Source organism: Streptomyces sp. NPDC058653 (genome assembly GCF_042716895.1).
In the GTDB taxonomy this organism is placed as follows: Bacteria; Actinomycetota; Actinomycetes; order Streptomycetales; family Streptomycetaceae; genus Streptomyces.
This window is the reverse complement of record NZ_JBHXRM010000012.1, coordinates 156,903-174,933: the sequence shown is the minus strand read 5'-3', so window position 1 is coordinate 174,933 and position 18,031 is coordinate 156,903. Positions and strand designations below refer to the sequence as shown.

Genomic DNA, 18,031 nt, shown 5'->3' with positions numbered 1-18,031 from the left:
CCGGAGGACGAGAAGGGAGGACCGCTTTCTTTAAGTTGGTCCTACACCGCAGGGGGCCGGCCGGGGGGCCGGCCGGTGACGGGGGACGGGCCCGAGGGGGGGCTACCACCCGTAAATCCTGAGGGAAACCCCAGGAGAAGTCTGAGCCTTTCCCCAGCGCGCTCGGGTGCCTGGGGCGAGCAGACTCAAAGGCAGCGGCCGGGACGACCACACGGCACGGACGCACGGCGCGAACGGCGCCGCGCACAGCACCGCACCACCACACAGCGCGAGGCGCGCATCCGTGCCTCACGACGCCTGATTATCAACGGACTTAGGAGACTTACCGTGACAACGGCTGTAACCATCCCCAAGCACGGGGGCACGGGAGGGCGTTTGGCCGTCGCCGCGCGAGGGCGGCAGGTCGTCAAGGCCTACGGTTCGGGGGAGACCCGGATCGTCGCGCTCGACCATGTCGACGTGGACATCGCCCGTGGGCAGTTCACCGCGATCATGGGCCCGTCGGGCTCCGGCAAGTCGACGCTGATGCACTGCCTCGCCGGGCTCGACACCGTCACCTCGGGGGAGATCTACCTCGACGAGACCGAGATCACCAAGCTCAAGGACAAGAAGCTCACCCAGCTGCGCAGGGACCGGATCGGCTTCATCTTCCAGGCCTACAACCTGCTGCCGACGCTCAACGCCCTGGAGAACATCACGCTGCCCATGGACATCGCGGGCCGCAAGCCCGAACGGCAGTGGCTCCAGCGGGTCGTGGAGACCGTCGGTCTGGCCGACCGGCTCAAGCACCGGCCGACCCAGCTCTCCGGCGGTCAGCAGCAGCGGGTGGCGGTCGCCCGCGCGCTCGCCGCCCAGCCCGAGATCATCTTCGGTGACGAGCCGACCGGAAACCTGGACTCGCGGGCCGGCGCCGAGGTGCTGAGCTTCCTGCGCAGGTCGGTGGACGAGCTGGGGCAGACCATGGTGATGGTCACGCACGACCCCGTCGCCGCCTCGTACGCGGACCGGGTGCTGTATCTCGCGGACGGCCGGATCGTCGACGAGATGCGCAACCCGACCGCCGAGCAGGTCCTCGACCGTATGAAGAACTTCGACGCTCGGGGGCGGACGTCGTGACCGTCGTCAAGACCTCCGTGCGCAACTTCCTCGCGCACAAGGGACGCATGGCGCTCTCCGCCGTCGCGGTCCTGCTGTCGGTGGCGTTCGTCTCCGGGACGCTCGTCTTCACCGACACCATGAACACCACGTTCGACAAGCTCTTCGCCTCGACCTCGTCCGATGTCACCGTGACTCCCAAGGGCGCGGCTGCCGCCGACGAGATGCCGTCGCAGACCGGCAAGCCCGAGTCGCTGCCCGCCTCCGTCGTCGCCCGCGTCGAGAAGTCGCCGGGCGTGAAGTCCGCCGAGGGCGCGGTCAGCAGCATGAGCGTCACGGTCGTCGACTCCGAGAACGAGAACGTGGGGGCGACCAGCGGCGCCCCGACGATCGCGGGCAACTGGACCCGCAACGACCTCCGTTCGATGGAGATCACCTCCGGCCACGCCCCGCGCGGACCCACCGAGGTCATGGTCGACGCCGACACCGCGGACAAGCACGACCTGAAGCTCGGCGACGAGCTGCGCACCATCGTGGTCACGGGCGACATCAACGCCCGGATCGTCGGCATCGCCACCTTCAAGGTGACCAACCCGGGCGCGACCGTCCTCTACTTCGACACCGACACCGCCCAGCGCTCACTCCTCGGCGCGGCAGGCCTGTTCACACAGGTCAACGTTGTGGCCGAGCAGGGTGTGAGCCACGCCCAGCTCAAGGCGGACGTCGCGGGCTCCCTCGACGGGGCGTACAAGGTCCAGACGCAGAAGGAGATGGCGGACGCGGGCCGGGACAGCGTCGGCTCGTTCCTGGACGTGATGAAGTACGCGATGCTCGGCTTCGCCGGGATCGCCTTCCTCGTCGGCATCTTCCTGATCGTCAACACCTTCTCGATGTTGGTCGCCCAGCGCACCCGGGAGATCGGCCTGATGCGGGCCATCGGGTCCAGCCGCAAGCAGGTCAACCGCTCCGTGCTGCTGGAGGCCGTGCTGCTCGGCATCGTCGGCTCGGTCGCCGGTGTCGCCGCGGGCGTCGGGCTCGCCGTCGGCCTGATGAAACTGATGTCGTCCATCGGTATGGAGCTGTCCACCGACGACCTCACCGTGAAGTGGACGACCCCCGTGGTCGGGCTGGCGCTCGGGGTGATCGTCACCGTCCTCGCCGCGTACATCCCGGCCCGCCGGGCGGGGAAGATCTCGCCCATGGCGGCCCTGCGGGACGCCGGTACACCGGCCGACGGCCGCGCCGGACGCATCCGGGGCGCGATCGGCGTGCTCCTCACCGGTGGCGGCTTCGCCGCGCTCCTCGCCTCCGGCGGTGCCGAGAAGGCGAGCGAGGGCTCCCTGTTCCTCGGCCTCGGCGTGGTGTTCACGCTGATCGGCTTCGTCGTCATCGGCCCGCTGCTCGCCGGGTTCTTCGTCCGGATCCTGAGCCTGTTCGTCCTGCGTGCCTGGGGACCCGTCGGGCGGATGGCGGAGCGCAACGCGCTGCGCAACCCGCGGCGTACGGGAGCCACGGGCGCGGCCCTGATGATCGGACTCGCCCTGGTGGCGTGTCTGTCGGTGGTCGGTTCGTCGATGGTCGCGTCGGCGACGGACGAGCTCGACAAGTCGGTCGGGGCGGACTTCATCATCCAGTCCGGCAGCGGTCAGCCGATCGTGCCGCAGGCCCAGGACGCCCTGGAGAAGGCGCCCCACATCTCGCACATCACCCAGTACAAGTCGATCGACGCCAAGCTGACCACGCCGGACGGGAAGACGGTCAGCGACGAACTGGCCGCCGCCGACCCGACGTACGCGCAGGACCTGCGCCGCGAGACCGTCGCGGGGGAGCTGTCCGCCGCGTACGGCAAGGACGCCATGTCCGTCGGCGACAAGTTCGCCGACGAGTACGGCCTCAAGGTCGGGGACGAGCTGACCGTCGCCTTCAAGGGCGGCGAGACGGCCGAGCTCACGCTCGCGGCGATCACGTCGGACGACGTGTCGGTGGACCAGGGGGCCAAGTACCTCTCCATCGACACCGCCGCGCGGTACCTGCCGGCCGACAAGCTGCCGAAGAACATGATCATGTTCGCGGCGGCCGACGACGGCAAGGAGAAGGAGGCGTACGCGGCGCTGAAGGACTCGCTCTCCCCGTACCCGCAGTACAAGGTGCAGGACCAGACGGACTTCAAGCAGGATCTGAAGGACCAGATCGGGCAGCTGCTCAACATCGTCTACGGGCTGCTCGGACTGGCGATCATCGTCGCGGTGCTGGGAGTGGTGAACACCCTCGCCCTGTCGGTCGTCGAGCGGACCCGGGAGATCGGACTGCTGCGGGCCATCGGTCTGTCGCGCCGTCAACTGCGCCGCATGATCCGTCTGGAGTCGATGGTCATCGCCCTCTTCGGAGCGCTGCTCGGCCTCGGTCTGGGCATGGGCTGGGGCACGGCGGCCCAGCAGATCCTCGCCCTGGAGGGCCTGGGGGTCCTGGAGATTCCCTGGCCGACCATCATCGGGGTGTTCGTCGCCTCGGCCTTCGTGGGACTGTTCGCCGCGCTCGTCCCGGCCTTCCGGGCCGGCCGGATGAACGTCCTGAATGCGATCGCCACGGACTAGGGACGGCCGAACGGCCGCCAGTAGGGGGCCAACGTAGGTTTTCGGCTCCGGTGGGTGTCCTCCGCACCCATCGGGGCCGATTTCGTTTTCCCTGGTCAGGGAGGCGCTGACAACAAGCTGCGCGCGTAGATGCAGCAAGCTGACACGCCCGCGACCCCCATTTCGAGACACCCGCTGTCATCGTCGTCCCACCGGAAGCGCTCCGGTGGGACGACGGAACGATTCAACAGGGGGAATTGTGCTCGGTGTACCGCACTGCCACGCCACGAAGATCATGGCCCGTTCGCGCACCGCACGTATCGCACGTATCGCTCGTACCGGAGGAACCGCCGGCACCGCCCGCACCGCGCGTACCGCTCTCGCCCTCGGTCTCTGCACCGCGGCGCTGACCCTCTCCGCCGGGACCGCCTCCGCCTCCGGCCGGGTCGCCCCGCCCGCCGGCGCGGTGAGCGCGTGCCAGCCGGCCGCCGACTCCCTTGCCGCCCCGGCCGCCGACTCCCTCACCGCCCCGGTCTCCGGCGAAGCCGTCGCCCTGTGCAAGCTTGTCAACGGCTGGGACTGAGGCGTAGCCGGTGCGGTTTCAGCTCCTCGGGCCGCTCAGCATCGCCGACGGCCCCGACACCGTCGTCCTCCAGCCCTCCAAACCCACCATCCTCCTCGCCTCGCTGCTCCTGCACGCCAACTCGGTCGTCTCCGCCGACTACCTGCAGCGCACCATGTGGGGCGAGGAACAGCCGGCCACCTCACGGGCCGCGCTCCAGACCTGCGTACTGCGGCTGCGCCGGCTGTTCACCAAGCACGGCGTCACCGAGACGCCCATCGAGGCGGTGCCCGGCGGCTACCGCATCACGGCCGGGCCCCGGCATCTCGACCTGATCGGTTTCCGGGACGAGGTACGGCGCGCCGCGGAGATCACCGATCCGGAGAGTGAACTGCGCGTCCTCAAAGGGGCGTTGTCGCTCTGGGAGGGCTCGGTCCTCGCCAATGTCCGCTCCGACGTGCTCCACCGCGACGAGGTCCCCCGGCTCGTGGAGGAGCGGCTGCGGACCCTGGAGCGCGCCTGCGACCTCAAGCTCAGGCTCGGCCGGTGCGGCGAGGCGCTGGTGGAGCTGTGGAGCGCCAGCCGCGCCCACCCCGGGCACGAGCGCTTCCGGGAGCAGCTCATCGAGGCCCTGTACCGCACGGGTCGGCAGACCGAGGCGCTCGCCGAGTACCGGATGGTCAAGGAGTATCTCCTCCACGAACTGGGCGTGGACCCCTCGCCCGCGCTGCGCCGGCTGGAGATGGCCATCCTGCGCGGCGAGGACCTCGGGCCCGCGGACGACCGGCCGCCGGCCGCCCTCACGTCCGGCTCCGGGTCCGGCTCCGGGTCCGGCTCCGGAGCCGGGTCCGGTTCCGATTCCGGCTCCGGCGAGCGCGGGAGCGCCGCCGTACCGGCCGCGCCGCCGTCCGCCACCGTGGTGCCCGTCCCGGCCGTGCACTCCTTCACCGGGCGCGCCGCCGAGACCGCCGCGCTGCTGGAGCGGCTGACCGCGCCCGGCCAGGAACCGGTCACCCTCCTGGTCTCCGGGGCCCCCGGCATCGGGAAGACCGCGCTGGCCCGGCATCTGGCCCACCAGGTCAAGGACAGCTTCCCCGCCGGGCTGTTCATGGTGCGGATGGTCGCCCCGGACGGTACGCCCCGGGGCCCCGACGACGCCGCGGCCGAGGTGGCCGCCGCCCTGCGCGACCAGACGCGCGGCGAGCGCGCGTTGCTCGTGCTGGACGACGTGATCGACGCCGAACAGGTCAGACCGCTGCTGCCGGCCGGCGGCGACGGCGCGGCGATCGTCACCAGCAGGCGGGGCCTCGCCGGCCTCGTCGCCACCCACGGCGGCTGGGTGCTGCGGCTCGGCACCTTCGACTCGGAGGAGTCGTACGGGCTGCTGGTCGCCGTCCTCGGCGCCGAACGCGTCGAGGCCGAGCCGGACGCGGCCCGCCGGCTCGCCGAGGCCTGCGGCCACCACCCGCTGGCCCTGCGCATCATGTCGGCCCGGCTGCTCACCCGGCCGGCGCTCAGGCTGGCCGACTCGGTCGCCTGGCTGGCGGAGGACCCGCTGGCCCGGCTCTCGCTCGCCGACTCGCCGGAGCTGTCGGTGCACCGCGTGCTCGGCGGGGCGCTCGACCGGCTCGACCCCCGGCTCGCCGACGTCTTCCTGAAGGTCGCCGCGCAGATCCCCGACCACTTCACGGCCGAGGACGGCGCCCGGGTGCTCGGGATGCCGCCCGTCGAGGCGGACGAGGTACTGGACCGGCTCGCCGACGCCGGACTGCTGGAAGAAGGGCCGCCCGGCCCGTACCGGGTGCACGAACTGCTCCGTGTGTACGCGCGCAGAACCGCGCCGTATCGATCCCGACCGATACAGAAGGTGTGAATCCCATGGCAGCAGAAGCGACAGCGACCCCGACGGCCGCCGCGCCTCCGGCCGCGCAGACCGCGCAGGCACCGGCGGCGGCCGGGACCGCCGGTGCGCCGGCGGCTCCCGTCGTGTCCGCCTTCGACGCCCTGGCCGGCACCCGGCCCCGCGTCCGCCGCGACGTGCTCTTCACCGAGACGCCCGGCGGTGTCCTCTTCCACAACGCCGATGGCGGCTTCCACCTCACCGGCCGCACGGCCTACCGCTTCGCCTCGCTGATGGTCCCGCACCTCGCGGGCCACCACCGTCTCGCCGACATCTGCCAGGGCTTCGGCCCCGCCCAGCGGGCCATGGCCGCCGAACTGGTCAAGACGCTGTACGAGCGCGGCTTCGCCCGTGACATCCCCGAGGAGGAGACGGCCCCCGAGAACGCCCCCGGGTCCGCCCCCGAGAACGCCCCCGGGTCCGCCCCCGGGACCGCCGCCACCCCCGTCCCCCACGCCCTCCCCACCGCCGTCACCACCCGATTCGCCGCCCAGATCGCGTACGCCGACCACTACGCCGACGGCGCCCTCGCCCGCTTCCACCGCTACCGCACCACCCGCGTCGCGATCCTCGGCACCGGCCCCGTCGCCCGCTGGTGCGCGCTCAGCCTCGTCCGTAACGGCGGCGCCCGGCCGGCCGTCGAGGGGGACACGAAGAGCGACCCGGCCCTGCTCGCCGAGATCGCCGAACTGGCCGCCCAGGACTGTCCGGTGACCGTCGAGCCCCTCCCCGAGGGGTCCGACTGGTCGGCCCTGGACGGCTACGACATCGTCGTCGTCACCGGGGCCGACGCCTCGCTCCGCACCCACGCGCTGCTTCTCGCGGGCGTGCCGGAGGGCAAGACGCTCATCCCCGCCTGGACGTTCGGCCGCCGGTCCGTCACCGGGCCGCTCAGCACCGCCGGTTCGGCCGGCTGCTGGTCCTGCGCGGTGCTGCGCCTCGGCGGCAACACCGACGCGGGAGCCGCCGCCGACATCTGGAGCGAGGTCGCGGGCGGGGCCACCGGCCGCGCCGCCGGAGTCTCCCCGCTGACCGGCCCCCTCGCCGCGATGTCCGGCAATCTCCTCGGCTACGAGATCTTCCGCCTCACCACCGGGGCGCTGCCCGCCGAGACCGACGGACAGGTCCTCGTCCAGGACCTCGAATCGCTCGACGTCATGGCCGAGCCTGTCCAGCCCCATCCGCGCTGCGCGCTCTGCGCGCCCGCCGCCACGACCCGGCGCCCCGCCCTGCCCGGCGGGCTGACGCTCCCCGTCACCCCGACCGTGGAGAGCGCGGGCGAGGCGGAGGCGCTGGTCGAGGACCTCAACCGGATCAGTACGGCGCTGGTGCGCCCCTTCACCGGCATCTTCGCCCGGTACGACGACGAGAGCCTCACCCAGACCCCCCTCAAGATCAGCCGCGTGGAGATGGCCGTCGGCCACGGACCGCGCAGGCGGATCGCCGCCTTCGACGTGCACCACCTGGCGGGCGCCCGGCTGCGCGCGCTGTACGCGGCGGCCGAGACGTACGTCGAGCACGTCGTGCCCCTCACTCCCGAGAGCGACACGACCGCCCCCGCCGTGGCCCCCGGCCGGCTCACCACGGGCAGCGGCACCGGCGCGGGCGTCGAGGCGGTCGGCGCCTGGGTCACCGCGGCGTCCCTCCTCACCAAGGAGTCGGTGCGCGTACCGGCCGCCGCGGTACGGCCGTTCGGCCCGTACAACGCCGGGAAGCTGCACCAGCCGACCAGCGCCGGCGCGGGCGCGGGCCCCACCGCGCAGGAGGCCGCCGGCCGCGGTCTGCTGTCGGCGCTCGCACACGGCGCGCTGCTGCGGGCCGTACGCGGCGAGGCGCGCTGCGCGCTCGTCACCTCCCCGGCGGCCGGCGAGCCGGACGCCGACCCGGAGCTGGTCTTCCTGCTCAAGTCCGTGCCCAACGTGGGCATCCGGGCCGAACTCGTCGACCTCGGCGAGCAGGAGCACTCCGGCGCCCATGTGGTCCTCGCCCGCGAGGAGGGCGACGGCCGCTGGGCCGTGGCCGCCGGGCTCTCCCGGACCACCGCCGCCTGCGCCGCGCTGCGCGATCTGCTCGGCCAGGTGCAGCTGGGCACCGAGGACCCGGACTCCACCGTCGACCCCGGCGACCCGCTGATGGGCGAACTCGCCCCCGCCGCCGTCCTGTTGACCGACGAGCCGGTCGCCGCCGACGCCACCGCCACCACCTTCGACGCGGTGCTCGACCGGATGCGCGAGGCCGGACGCGACGTGCTGTACGTCGACACCACCCCGGCCGATCTGCCGGCCGGCGGCGTCAGCACGGCACGCGTCCTGCTCACCACCGGCGCGGAGGGGACACCCGATGCCGGCTGATCCCTGGGAGCGGTCCGCCCGCGACCTCGCCGCGCTGATGGGCCGAGGCTTCGGCGCCCCGGGCCCCGCGCTCGACGTCGCGCCGCTCGGTGTCCGTGACGCGTTCGCCGACGAGGAGGGCGTACGGGACGGGGTGCCCGTACGGTTCTACGGCAGGCACGCCGTGGTCGGCCCCTTCGGGCGGCCCGGCGCGGACACCCACCGCCCCTGCGTCCGCTGTCTCGCCCGCCGTTGGCAGGGCGTGCGCTCCGTCGCCCTGCGCGAGGCGCTGGAGCTGGGCTCCGGCACCAGGGCGGCGGGGGAGTCCCCCTACATCACCCCGTTCACCGCCGACGCCCTCGCCGGGATCGTCGCGGCCCGGCTCGCCGGGCAGGGGCCGTCGACCGGCTCCTTCCCGGCGGTCCACCTGGTCGACCTCGAAACGCTTCAGGTGCGGCACTACCCGCTCGTACCCGACCCGGAGTGCCCGCGCTGCGGACGCGGCGAGGAGGACACCCCCGAGGCGGCCGTCCTCACACTGGAACCCGCGCCCAAGCACCGGCCCGGCAGCTTCCGGCTCCGCGACATCGGCTCGTACGAACTGCCCTCCGAGCCGTACGCCAATCCCGTCTGCGGCTCCCTCGGCCCCTCCGTCGTGCACGACATCTCCTCCACGTCCACCTCGGCGACCATCGGCTGCTTCTCGATGCGCTCCGGCGACTATCTGCGTGAGACGTTCTGGGGCGGCCACGCCGACACGTTCGCGGGAAGTGTGCGCATCGGGGTGCTGGAGGGACTCGAGCGGTACGCCGGGATGCGCTCACGCGCCAAGGCGGCGGGTGTGCACGGTTCGCTGACCGGGCTGCGGGCCGCCGGCGAACACGCCGTCGATCCGCGTGAAGTCGGCCTGTACTCGGAGGAGTTCCACCGCGCCAACCCGCGCGTCACCCCCTTCCACCCGGACCGTGAACTTCCCTGGGTCTGGGGCTACTCGCTCCGGGACCACCGGCCGATCCTCGTCCCCGAGGTGCTGACGTACTATCACGCGCCCGGTCTGGAGAACCGGTTCGTGCAGGAGAGCTCCAACGGCTGCGCGTCCGGCGGCTGTCTGGAGGAGGCCGTCTACTTCGGCCTCATGGAGGTCGTGGAACGCGACGCCTTCCTCCTCACCTGGTACGGCCGCGCCGCCCTCCCCGAACTCGACCCGCGCACCAGCACCCGCGCCGCCACCCGGCAGATGGTCGACCGCCTGGAGATGTACGGCTACGAGGCCCGCTTCTTCGACACCCGGATCAGCTTCCCCATCCCGGTCGTCACCGGTGTCGCGGTCCGCCCCGACGGCGGCCGGGGCCGGATGTGCTTCGGCGCGGGCGCCGGGCTCGACCCGGAGTCGGCGCTCGCCGGGGCGCTGTGCGAGATCGCCACCGACGCCGTCAACCTCCGGGGCCGCACCGAGCGGGACGAGGAGAGGCTGCGCGCCATGGCCACCGACTACGACAAGGTCGTCGCGCTCCACGACCACCCGCTCGCCTACGGCATCCCGGAGATGGGGAACAACGCCCACTTCCTGATCGGCGAGCCGGGCGCGCCCCGGCCGCCCGCACGCTCCCTGGCCGAGGCGTACGGCGACGGATCGCTGCCGCCCGTCTCCGACGATCTGCGCGACGACCTCATCCGGTGCGTGGGCGCCGTGACCGACAAGGGATTCGACGTGGTCGTCGTCGACCAGACCATGCCCGAACAGCGTGATCTGGGCCTGACGACGGTCTCCGTGCTCGTCCCCGGCCTGCTGCCCATCGACTTCGGCTGGAGCAGACAGCGCGCGCTCGGAATGCCCCGGCTGCGTACCGCCCTGCGCGAGGCGGGGATGCGCGAGAGCGACCTGACCGACGCCGACCTGAACCTGGCGCCGCACCCCTTCCCCTGACCCGAAGCCTGACCCGAAGCCCGACCGAAACCCTGACCCGAACCCCCGAGAGGAGTCCCACCATGGGGTACGCCCATGACTACGCCGCCGCGATCATGCAGCGGGGCCGGGTCCCGATGGCACCGGCCGATTTCGTGCCGGACTGGTCCGACGGGCCGCGCAAGGCGAAGTACTACCCGGGGGTCGAGAGCCTGCCGCTGCCCGCCGCCGGCTATCCGGCGGACGCGAGCCTGGACCGCGCGTTCCACGGCGAAACGGGGACGGCGGACGCCCCGTTCGATCTCACGTCGCTCTCCGGCATGCTTCTCGACTCGTACGGCCTGACCGGCCGCCGGCTCGGCGTCCAGGCCAACACCGACCTGAGCGCCCTGCCCTTCTACCCGCTCGCCAACTGGTCGCGCGGCTCCGCCTCCGGCGGCGGCCTCTACCCCGTGAGCGTCTACTGGGTCTCCGGACCGCGCGGCCCCCTCGCACCGGGCGTGCACTACTACTCCACCCGCCACCACACCATGCAGCGTCTGCTCACCGGCGATGTCTCCGGCGAGGTGCGCGCGGCGCTGGGCGGCCATGGCACGGACACCGACCAGTACCTGGTCCTGGGCGTCAAGTACTGGCAGAACTCCTTCAAGTACAACAGCTTCTCCTTCCACGCCGTGAGCATGGACCTCGGCGCCGCCGTGCAGACGTGGCGCATGTGGGCCGGGGCGCGCGGGCTCTCCGTCGAACCGGCGATGTGGTTCGACGAGGCCCGGCTCCAGAGGCTGCTCGGGGTACCGGCCGACGAGGAGGGCGTGTTCGCCGTCATCCCGCTCAAGTGGGCCGGGGACAACGGGAGTCCGGCGAGCCGGCCGGTCCCCGGGAACGTCTCCGTACGGCGCCGTGACGTGGAGCGGTCGCGCGAGGTCCTGACCTTCGACGCGTTGCTGAGGATGCAGGCGACGACCGCCGCGCACGCCACCGAGCGGCCCGCCCCGGGCGCGCTCGCCCCGGCCGCCGCGCCCCCGGCCGACCCGGACCTGCCCCTCGCCCCGCTGCCCGCCGCGGAGCCCCTGCCCACCGACGTACGGACCGCGCTGCGCCGCCGCCGCAGCAGCTTCGGCCGCTTCGACGCGAGCCGTCCCGTCACCGGCGGGCAACTGGCCGCCTGTCTCGCCGCGTCGAGCGCCGGCTCACACCTCGGCGGCGACACCGGCACCGACAGGGGCGAAGGCGTACGGCTCACCAGGCTGTACGCGTTCGTCAACCACGTCGAGGGCCTGGAGCCCGGCGCGTACGCCTACGACCCCGACGCCCCTGAGCTGCGGCTGGTCAAGGCGGGCCGCCCCGGCGAGTTCCTCCAGCGCAACTACTTCCTCTCCAACTACAACCTGGAGCAGGCCGGCGCCGTACTCGTCCCCACGGTCCGCACCTCCGCCGTCCTCGACGCCGTCGGCGACCGCGGCTACCGCCTCGTCAACGCCACCATCGGCGCCGTCGCGCAGTCCCTCTACACCGCGTGCTCCGCGCTGGAGCTGGGCTGCGGGGTCGCGCTGGGCTTCGACAACGTCTCGTACATCGAGGAACTGGGCCTGGACGCCACCGGCGAGGCGCCGCTCCTGATCATGATGGTCGGCAACGAGCGGCCCGCCCCCGCCGACTTCCGGTACGAGATCGCCTGAGCCGATGACCTATCCGGAGGGGGACAGGCATGCCTGACCAGGCGTACCAGACGCACGAACAGGACCCGAGACGCGCGTTCATGCTCCGCGTCGCCGGGCTGCCCATCGAGACCGTACGCGCCCTGCGCTGCCCGGCCGGCCGCCGCTGGGCGGACACCGTGCTCGCCGAGGAGGAGCGGCTCACCGCGGCGGGGGAGCGCGTCGGCGATCTGCTGCACGACCTCGTCGGCCGCACCGGCGACGGCGCGGACGCCGCGCCCGGCGAGGCCGCCGACCGGCGCGCGCTGCTGAAGCTGCGCCGCGAGGTGTTCAACAACCGGCTGCCCGGCCGGCCGGGCGAGGCTCTGGAGCTGGTGGCCGGGCGCGACGCGGCGACGGGCGAGGCCCTCTCGCGCTGGCTGCTCGACCGCCGGGAGCTGGCCGCGCTGCGGGCCACCGGCGCCGCGCTCCTCGCGGACGAGAGCGCCGGCGCGCGCGCCGCGCTGCGCGAGATCGCCGGCGAGGACCGGCTGCGCAAGGGGCTGCTGCTGGCCTCGCCGACGCTCGACGCGCAGATCGACGCCTACGTACGGCAGGGCGCGGACCGCCGGCACGACGCCAGGCCCGACAAGCGCCGCAGGAAGATCGAGCGGTCGCTGCTGTCGTACCTCTACCGCACCGTCTGCAAGACCAGCCCCTTCTCGACCTTCACCGGGGTCGCGCTCGGCGAGTTCGAGGACGGGGCGGCCACGGAGGGCGGGTTCGAGGTACGGGTCGCCGAGGAGTGGACCGGGCACGCGCGGCTCAACGTCGTGGCGCTCGGCCGGCTCGCCGAGTGCGTGATCGCCGATCCCGGGCGCCGCGCGGATCTGCCCGTCGCGCCCGCCTCCGGCTGGGGCAGGGACGACGACCGGGTGCGTTACGTACGCCGCTGGGTCACCACCGGCGACGACGACACGGCCGTCACCTTCGACGCGGTGAAGGACCGGCTGTTCTTCCTGCGCCGCAGCGGCACCCTGGAGCGGCTGCTCGACTTCTTCGAGGAGCGCCCGGCCCCGCGCTACGGCGAGTTGGCGGCCTGGCTGGCGAAGGACGCCGGCGCCGGGGCGGAGGAGGCCGAGCAGTATCTCGCCGCGCTGCTGGACCTCGGCATGGTCCAGGTACCCGCGCTGCGTACGACCGTGCACGACACCGACCCGCTGCGCGCCTTCCAGAACTCGCTGCGCGAGCTCGGCCGCCCCTGGGCCACGAAGCTCGCCGGGCGGCTGGACGACGCCGTCGCGCTGACCGACCGGTTCGCCGGAGCCGGACCGGCCGAGCGCCGCGAGGTGATCGCCGCGCTCAGGGCCACCCTCCACTCCGTCCAGTCGGAACTGGGCGCCGAGAAGGCCCGCGTACCGCAGACGCTGCTCTACGAGGACGCGGCGGCCGGACGCGGGACGGTGATGGACCTGCGTGCCTGGCGCGAGCTGACGGCCGGGCCGCTGAGCAGGGTGGAGGGCGTGCTGCCCGCCTTCGACCTGACGCTGCCCCAGCGGGTGACGTTCAAGGGCTTCTTCCTCGCGCGGTACGGGCGGGGCGGGCGGTGCGACGACCTCCTCAAGCTGGTCCACGACTTCCACGAGGACTTCTTCGACCAGTACATGACGTTCACCGGGAGCCGTACGACGTTCGACGCCGACGGGCGGTACGTGCCCGAGGTGAACTGGCTCGGGCTGCCGCAGCTGAGGGCCGTCGACACCGCCCGGCAGCTGTTCATCGAGCGGATGCGGGCACTCTGGGCCACGGACGGCGACAGCGACGAGATCGATCTCGACGCCGGTCTCCTCGCCGACGTCGCCGCCGAACTCGCCCCGGCCGCACCCGCGTTCGCCCCCATGAGCCACCACATCCAGCTCGCCGACCGCCCCGGCGACCCGCTCGTCGTCCTCAACCGCTCCTACGGCGGACTGTCCTTCCCCTTCAGCCGCTTCACCCAGTGCTTCGAGGGGCTCGACACCGCGCTGCTGGAAAGCGCGGCCCGGGTGCAGCCGGAGGGCGCGGTGTTCGCCGAGGTCACCGGTGGACCGGTCACCAGCAATCTCAATCTGCACGGGCGGCTGACCGAGTACGAGATCGTCTGCCCCGGCGAGAGCGGCACGCTGCCGGAGCGGTACCGCATCGACCTGGACGACCTCTACATCGAGCATGCCGACACCGGCGGCGCCGACCGGCTGGTCCTGCGCTCGGCACGGCTCGGGCGCGAGGTGGTCCCCGTCTACCTCGGCTATCTCGTCCCGCTCGCCCTGCCCGAACTGCCCCGCACCCTGCTGCTCCTCTCACCGACCTCGATGGCCCCGCTCAACGTGTGGGGCGGGGTCCCGGAGGGCGCGCCGGTCGGCGGTGTCAGCCGCAGGCCGCGCGTACGGCACGGCAGCGTCGTCCTGAGCCGGCGCAGCTGGAGCGCGGCGGCCACCGCGCTTCCGCTGCACGCGCCCGGGGTCCCCGACGACGAGTGGTTCCTCGGCTGGCACCGCTTCCGGCGGGCGACCGGACTGCCCGACCGGGTCTTCGTGACCGTCTCGGACAGCGGGGCGCGGGGCGCGACGGGCGCCAAGCCCCAGTATCTGGACTTCGACAGCGCTCTCTCGCTGGCGGCGTTCGAGGCGTTGCTCAAGACGGCCGAGGCACGGGTCGTCTTCCGCGAGATGCTCCCCGACGAGGACGGGCTGCACGCCGTCTCCGGCCGTGGCCGTCATGTCGCCGAACTGGCCGTGGAGACGCTGGCCGGCGCCCGCCCGGCCACCCCGCCCGCACCCCCAGTGGCCCCAGCAACTCCCGCAGCTCCAGAACCCCTCGCACTGTCCGCACGGAAGGACGCCTCATGAGCGGCACCACCGCGCCCGGCACCTGGCAGGCCACACACGTCTTCTACGCCGCCAACCCGCGGCCCTTCCTGCTCCAGTGCGTGCGCCCGCTCGTCGCCGAGCTGGAGGCGGAAGGCCTGATCGACACCTACTTCTTCATGAACTACTGGCTCGAAGGCCCGCACGTACGGCTGCGCGTCAAGCCGGTCTCCGAGGCCGTCGCCGACACCGTCCGCACCCGCACGGAGCAGGCCGTCGACGCCTTCCTGGCCGAGCGGCCCGCGCTCTACGAGGTGGACTCCGGCTTCCTCAACGACTTCTACAACACGCTCTTCGAGATCGAGTTCCCCGGCAGCGAGCGCGGCCACTACATGGACGAGAACGGGCGGATGAATCTGCGCCCCAACAACTCGCGGAGCGCCGAGCCCTACGAGCCGGAGTACGGCAAGTACGGCGGCCCCGCCGGGATCGAGCTGGCCGAGTGGCACTTCAGGCACTCCAGCGATCTCGTCATCGAGGCCCTGCGCACCAAGAACCTGCACCTGCGGACCGTGCTGCTCGGCACCTCCGCCCAGCTGATGATGGTGATGGCCGGTACCTTCCTCCCCGGTGACCGGGAGCTGACGGAGTACCTGGAGAGCTACTACGAGTTCTGGCACACCGCGTTCCCCGGCACCGGCTTCATCGGCACGGTCGAGTACGACAGGAACTACGCGGCGATGGCCCCCGGCCTCACCGACCGGTTCGCCCGAATACGGTCGGCCGTCGGCGCCGGTGAACCCGGCCGGCTGCCCGCCTTCCTCGCGGGCTGGGCCGAGCACTGCGCCGAACTGAACCGGCGGGCCCGCGAGCTGGCCCTCGCCGGCGAACTCGTCTTCCGGTCCTGGGACGGCGAGCGGGACGAGCGGGTGACGGACCCGGCGGTCGCGCTGCCGCTGCTGCTCTCCCCGTACATGCATATGACGAACAACCGGCTGCATGTCACCATCCGCGACGAGGCCTACCTCTCCCATGTGCTGGGCCGGACTCTCCGGGAGGCGGTGGCCGCGCCGTGACCGCGCCCACAGACCGGCTCACGACCGACCGGTACCGGCCGAGTCTGCGACCCGGCGTGCTCGTCAGCGACGCCTATCTGCTCGGCGCGAGGACCGTGCACCTCGTCAAGAACCCGCGGAGCGGCAAGTCGTACGAGGTCGGGGTCAAGGAGCACTTCCTGATCGCGCGCATGGACGGCACGCGCGGTCTGGACGAGCTGGGCGGCGAGTACGCGGCGGAGTACGGCAAGCGCCTCGGCGACGCCAACTGGCAGCGGCTGCTGGGCATGCTGGGGGCCCGGGGGCTGCTGGAGGGCGGCCCCGAGAGCCCGGCCGACGCGCCCGCCGACGCGTCGCCGGCGCCCCCGCGCACCCTGCTGCGCGGGGCGCTCCCCCTGGTCGCCGACGCCGACGCGACCGCCGGGCGGCTCCACCGCGCGGTCGGCCCGCTGCTCGCCGCGCCCTTCGTCCTCCCGCTGCTGCTCCTGATCACCGCCATGGAAGTGGTCGCGGTCGCACGGCTCGGCGAACTCCTCGACGGGGCGGTCGTGCTCTTCACCCACCCCGTGCTGCTCGCGGGCGCCGCCACGCTGCTCTGGTTCAGCACGGCGCTGCACGAGCTGGCCCACGGTGTGGTGGCCAGACGGTACGGCGGGCACGTCACCGAGATCGGGCTGCGCTGGCGCCTGCCCGTCGTGATCATGTACTGCACCGTCGACAACTACCTCTATCTGCAAACCCGTTGGCACCGGATCGCCACCGCCCTCGCGGGCGCCGTGATGAATCTGGCCGTCCTGCTGCCGTTCGGCGCGGTGTGGCTGTTCGCGCCGGTGGACGACGCGACCGGCGAGGCGCTGGCCGGGCTGCTGCTGCTCGGCAGTGTGCAGGCGCTGGCCATGCTCGTACCGTTCCCGCCGCTCGACGGGTACAAGATCGCCGCGCAGCTCTGCGGCGCGACCGGACTCGCCGCCTCCAGCCGGGAGTACGTACGGCTCGCCGTACGGCGCGACCCGGCGGCCAAGGCGTACCCGCGCCGGGCGCGTACCGCCTATCTCCTCTACTCGGCCGGCTCGCTGCTCGTCCTCGCCGCGATCCTCGCCGCCGTCGTCGCGCTCCCGCTCCACCTCCTCACCGGATGACCCCCGCCCCGCCGCTCACGTGATCTCAAGGAGACCCGCATGACCCCCACATCCACCGGCAGCGACGGCGGCCCCGCCGTCGTCCTCGACACGATCCACAAGCGGTACGGGGAGAAGCGGGCGGTCGACGGCGTCTCGCTGACGGTCCCGCGCGGCGAGTTCTTCGGTCTGCTCGGCCCCAACGGCGCCGGCAAGACGACGCTGGTCGAGATCATGGAGGGTCTGCGCCGCCCCGACTCGGGCTCGGTGACCGTCCTCGGCCGCCGGCCCTGGCCGCGCGACCCCGAACTGCTGCCCCGGCTCGGCGTGCAGACCCAGGCGTCGGCCTTCTTCGTCCGGCTCACGGCGAGCGAGCACCTGGAGACGGTCGCCGCGCTCTACGGGGCGGACCGGGAGGCGGCCCGGCGGGGCCTCGCCGCCGTCGGCCTCACCGAACAGCGCGACGTACGCGTCGACGACCTCTCCGGCGGACAGCGCCAGCGCCTGGCCATCGCGTCCGCGCTCGTCCACGACCCCGAACTGATCTTCCTCGACGAGCCGACCGCCGCACTCGACCCACAGGCGCGCCGCGCGCTGTGGCAGGTGCTGCGCGCCCTCAAGGGGGCGGGCCGGACCATCGTCTACACCACCCACCACCTGGACGAGGCCGAGGCGCTCTGCGACCGGGTCGCGATCGTCGTCGACGGCCGGATCGTCGCCCTGGACACCCCGGGCAGGCTCGTCGCCGCCAGCAGCTCCCTCACCCGTCTGCTCGTCCCCGCCGACCGGCTCCCGCTTACCGACGCGCAGGCCATCCCCGGGGTGCTGCGGGCCACCGAGGACGGTGACTCGATCGTGCTGGAGACCGAGGACCCGGGCCCGGTGCTGTCGGCCGTCGACGCCCTCGCCGGACTGCACGGCGTACAGACACGCACCGCCAGCCTGGAGGACGTGTACCTCGAACTGACCGGCAGCGCCCAGTCGTAGCCGACGCCCGACGCGCGACCGA

11 protein-coding genes are annotated in these 18,031 nt (G+C 72.8%); all 11 read left to right on the top strand.

All coding sequences use genetic code 11. From position 1 onward, the window contains the following. Nucleotides 1–327: 327 nt before the first annotated feature. The 11 genes from ACFWU9_RS13645 to ACFWU9_RS13595 all read left to right on the top strand — a co-directional run bounded on the left by ACFWU9_RS13645 (nt 328) and on the right by ACFWU9_RS13595 (nt 18,009). Nucleotides 328–1,116, top strand: coding sequence for an ABC transporter ATP-binding protein (locus ACFWU9_RS13645; RefSeq protein WP_384317626.1), 789 nt, complete (start codon nt 328–330; stop codon nt 1,114–1,116). Beyond that, complete coding sequence (locus tag ACFWU9_RS13640; protein ID WP_384317623.1) at nt 1,113–3,689, top strand: ABC transporter permease; 2,577 nt, start codon at nt 1,113–1,115, stop codon at nt 3,687–3,689. The genes ACFWU9_RS13645 and ACFWU9_RS13640 overlap by 4 nt, the downstream gene beginning before the upstream one ends. 238 nt (nt 3,690–3,927) lie before the next feature. Beyond that, nucleotides 3,928–4,251 carry a hypothetical protein gene (locus tag ACFWU9_RS13635; RefSeq protein WP_384317620.1) on the top strand — a complete coding sequence of 108 codons (324 nt, stop codon included), beginning with the start codon at nt 3,928–3,930 and terminating at the stop codon, nt 4,249–4,251. A gap of 10 nt (nt 4,252–4,261) precedes the next feature. After that, nucleotides 4,262–6,103 carry a BTAD domain-containing putative transcriptional regulator gene (locus ACFWU9_RS13630; protein WP_384317617.1) on the top strand — a complete coding sequence of 614 codons (1,842 nt, stop codon included), beginning with the start codon at nt 4,262–4,264 and terminating at the stop codon, nt 6,101–6,103. Between the two features lie 5 nt (nt 6,104–6,108). Next, entirely contained in the window at nt 6,109–8,481 is a 2,373-nt protein-coding gene (locus ACFWU9_RS13625) for a TOMM precursor leader peptide-binding protein (protein WP_384317614.1), read from the top strand. Further along, a complete protein-coding gene (locus ACFWU9_RS13620) occupies nt 8,471–10,387 on the top strand; it encodes a TOMM precursor leader peptide-binding protein (RefSeq protein ID WP_384317611.1) in 1,917 nt (638 codons plus the stop codon). Before ACFWU9_RS13625 ends, ACFWU9_RS13620 begins: the two co-directional genes overlap by 11 nt. Nucleotides 10,388–10,449: 62 nt before the next feature. Continuing rightward, the gene (locus ACFWU9_RS13615) at nt 10,450–12,045 is read left to right on the top strand and encodes a nitroreductase family protein (RefSeq protein WP_384317608.1); all 1,596 of its coding nucleotides are present in this window, start codon (nt 10,450–10,452) and stop codon (nt 12,043–12,045) included. Nucleotides 12,046–12,074: 29 nt separating this feature from the next. Beyond that, nucleotides 12,075–14,891 carry a lantibiotic dehydratase gene (locus ACFWU9_RS13610; RefSeq protein WP_384317605.1) on the top strand — a complete coding sequence of 939 codons (2,817 nt, stop codon included), beginning with the start codon at nt 12,075–12,077 and terminating at the stop codon, nt 14,889–14,891. After that, on the top strand, nt 14,888–15,925 hold the full coding sequence (locus ACFWU9_RS13605; protein ID WP_384317603.1) for a lantibiotic dehydratase C-terminal domain-containing protein: 1,038 nt from the start codon (nt 14,888–14,890) through the stop codon (nt 15,923–15,925). The genes ACFWU9_RS13610 and ACFWU9_RS13605 overlap by 4 nt, the downstream gene beginning before the upstream one ends. Continuing rightward, nucleotides 15,922–17,043: a site-2 protease family protein gene (locus ACFWU9_RS13600; protein ID WP_384317600.1), complete on the top strand. Its 1,122-nt coding sequence runs from the start codon at nt 15,922–15,924 to the stop codon at nt 17,041–17,043. The genes ACFWU9_RS13605 and ACFWU9_RS13600 overlap by 4 nt, the downstream gene beginning before the upstream one ends. Nucleotides 17,044–17,082: 39 nt before the next feature. Then, nucleotides 17,083–18,009: an ABC transporter ATP-binding protein gene (locus tag ACFWU9_RS13595; protein WP_384317598.1), complete on the top strand. Its 927-nt coding sequence runs from the start codon at nt 17,083–17,085 to the stop codon at nt 18,007–18,009. Nucleotides 18,010–18,031 lie beyond the last annotated feature (22 nt).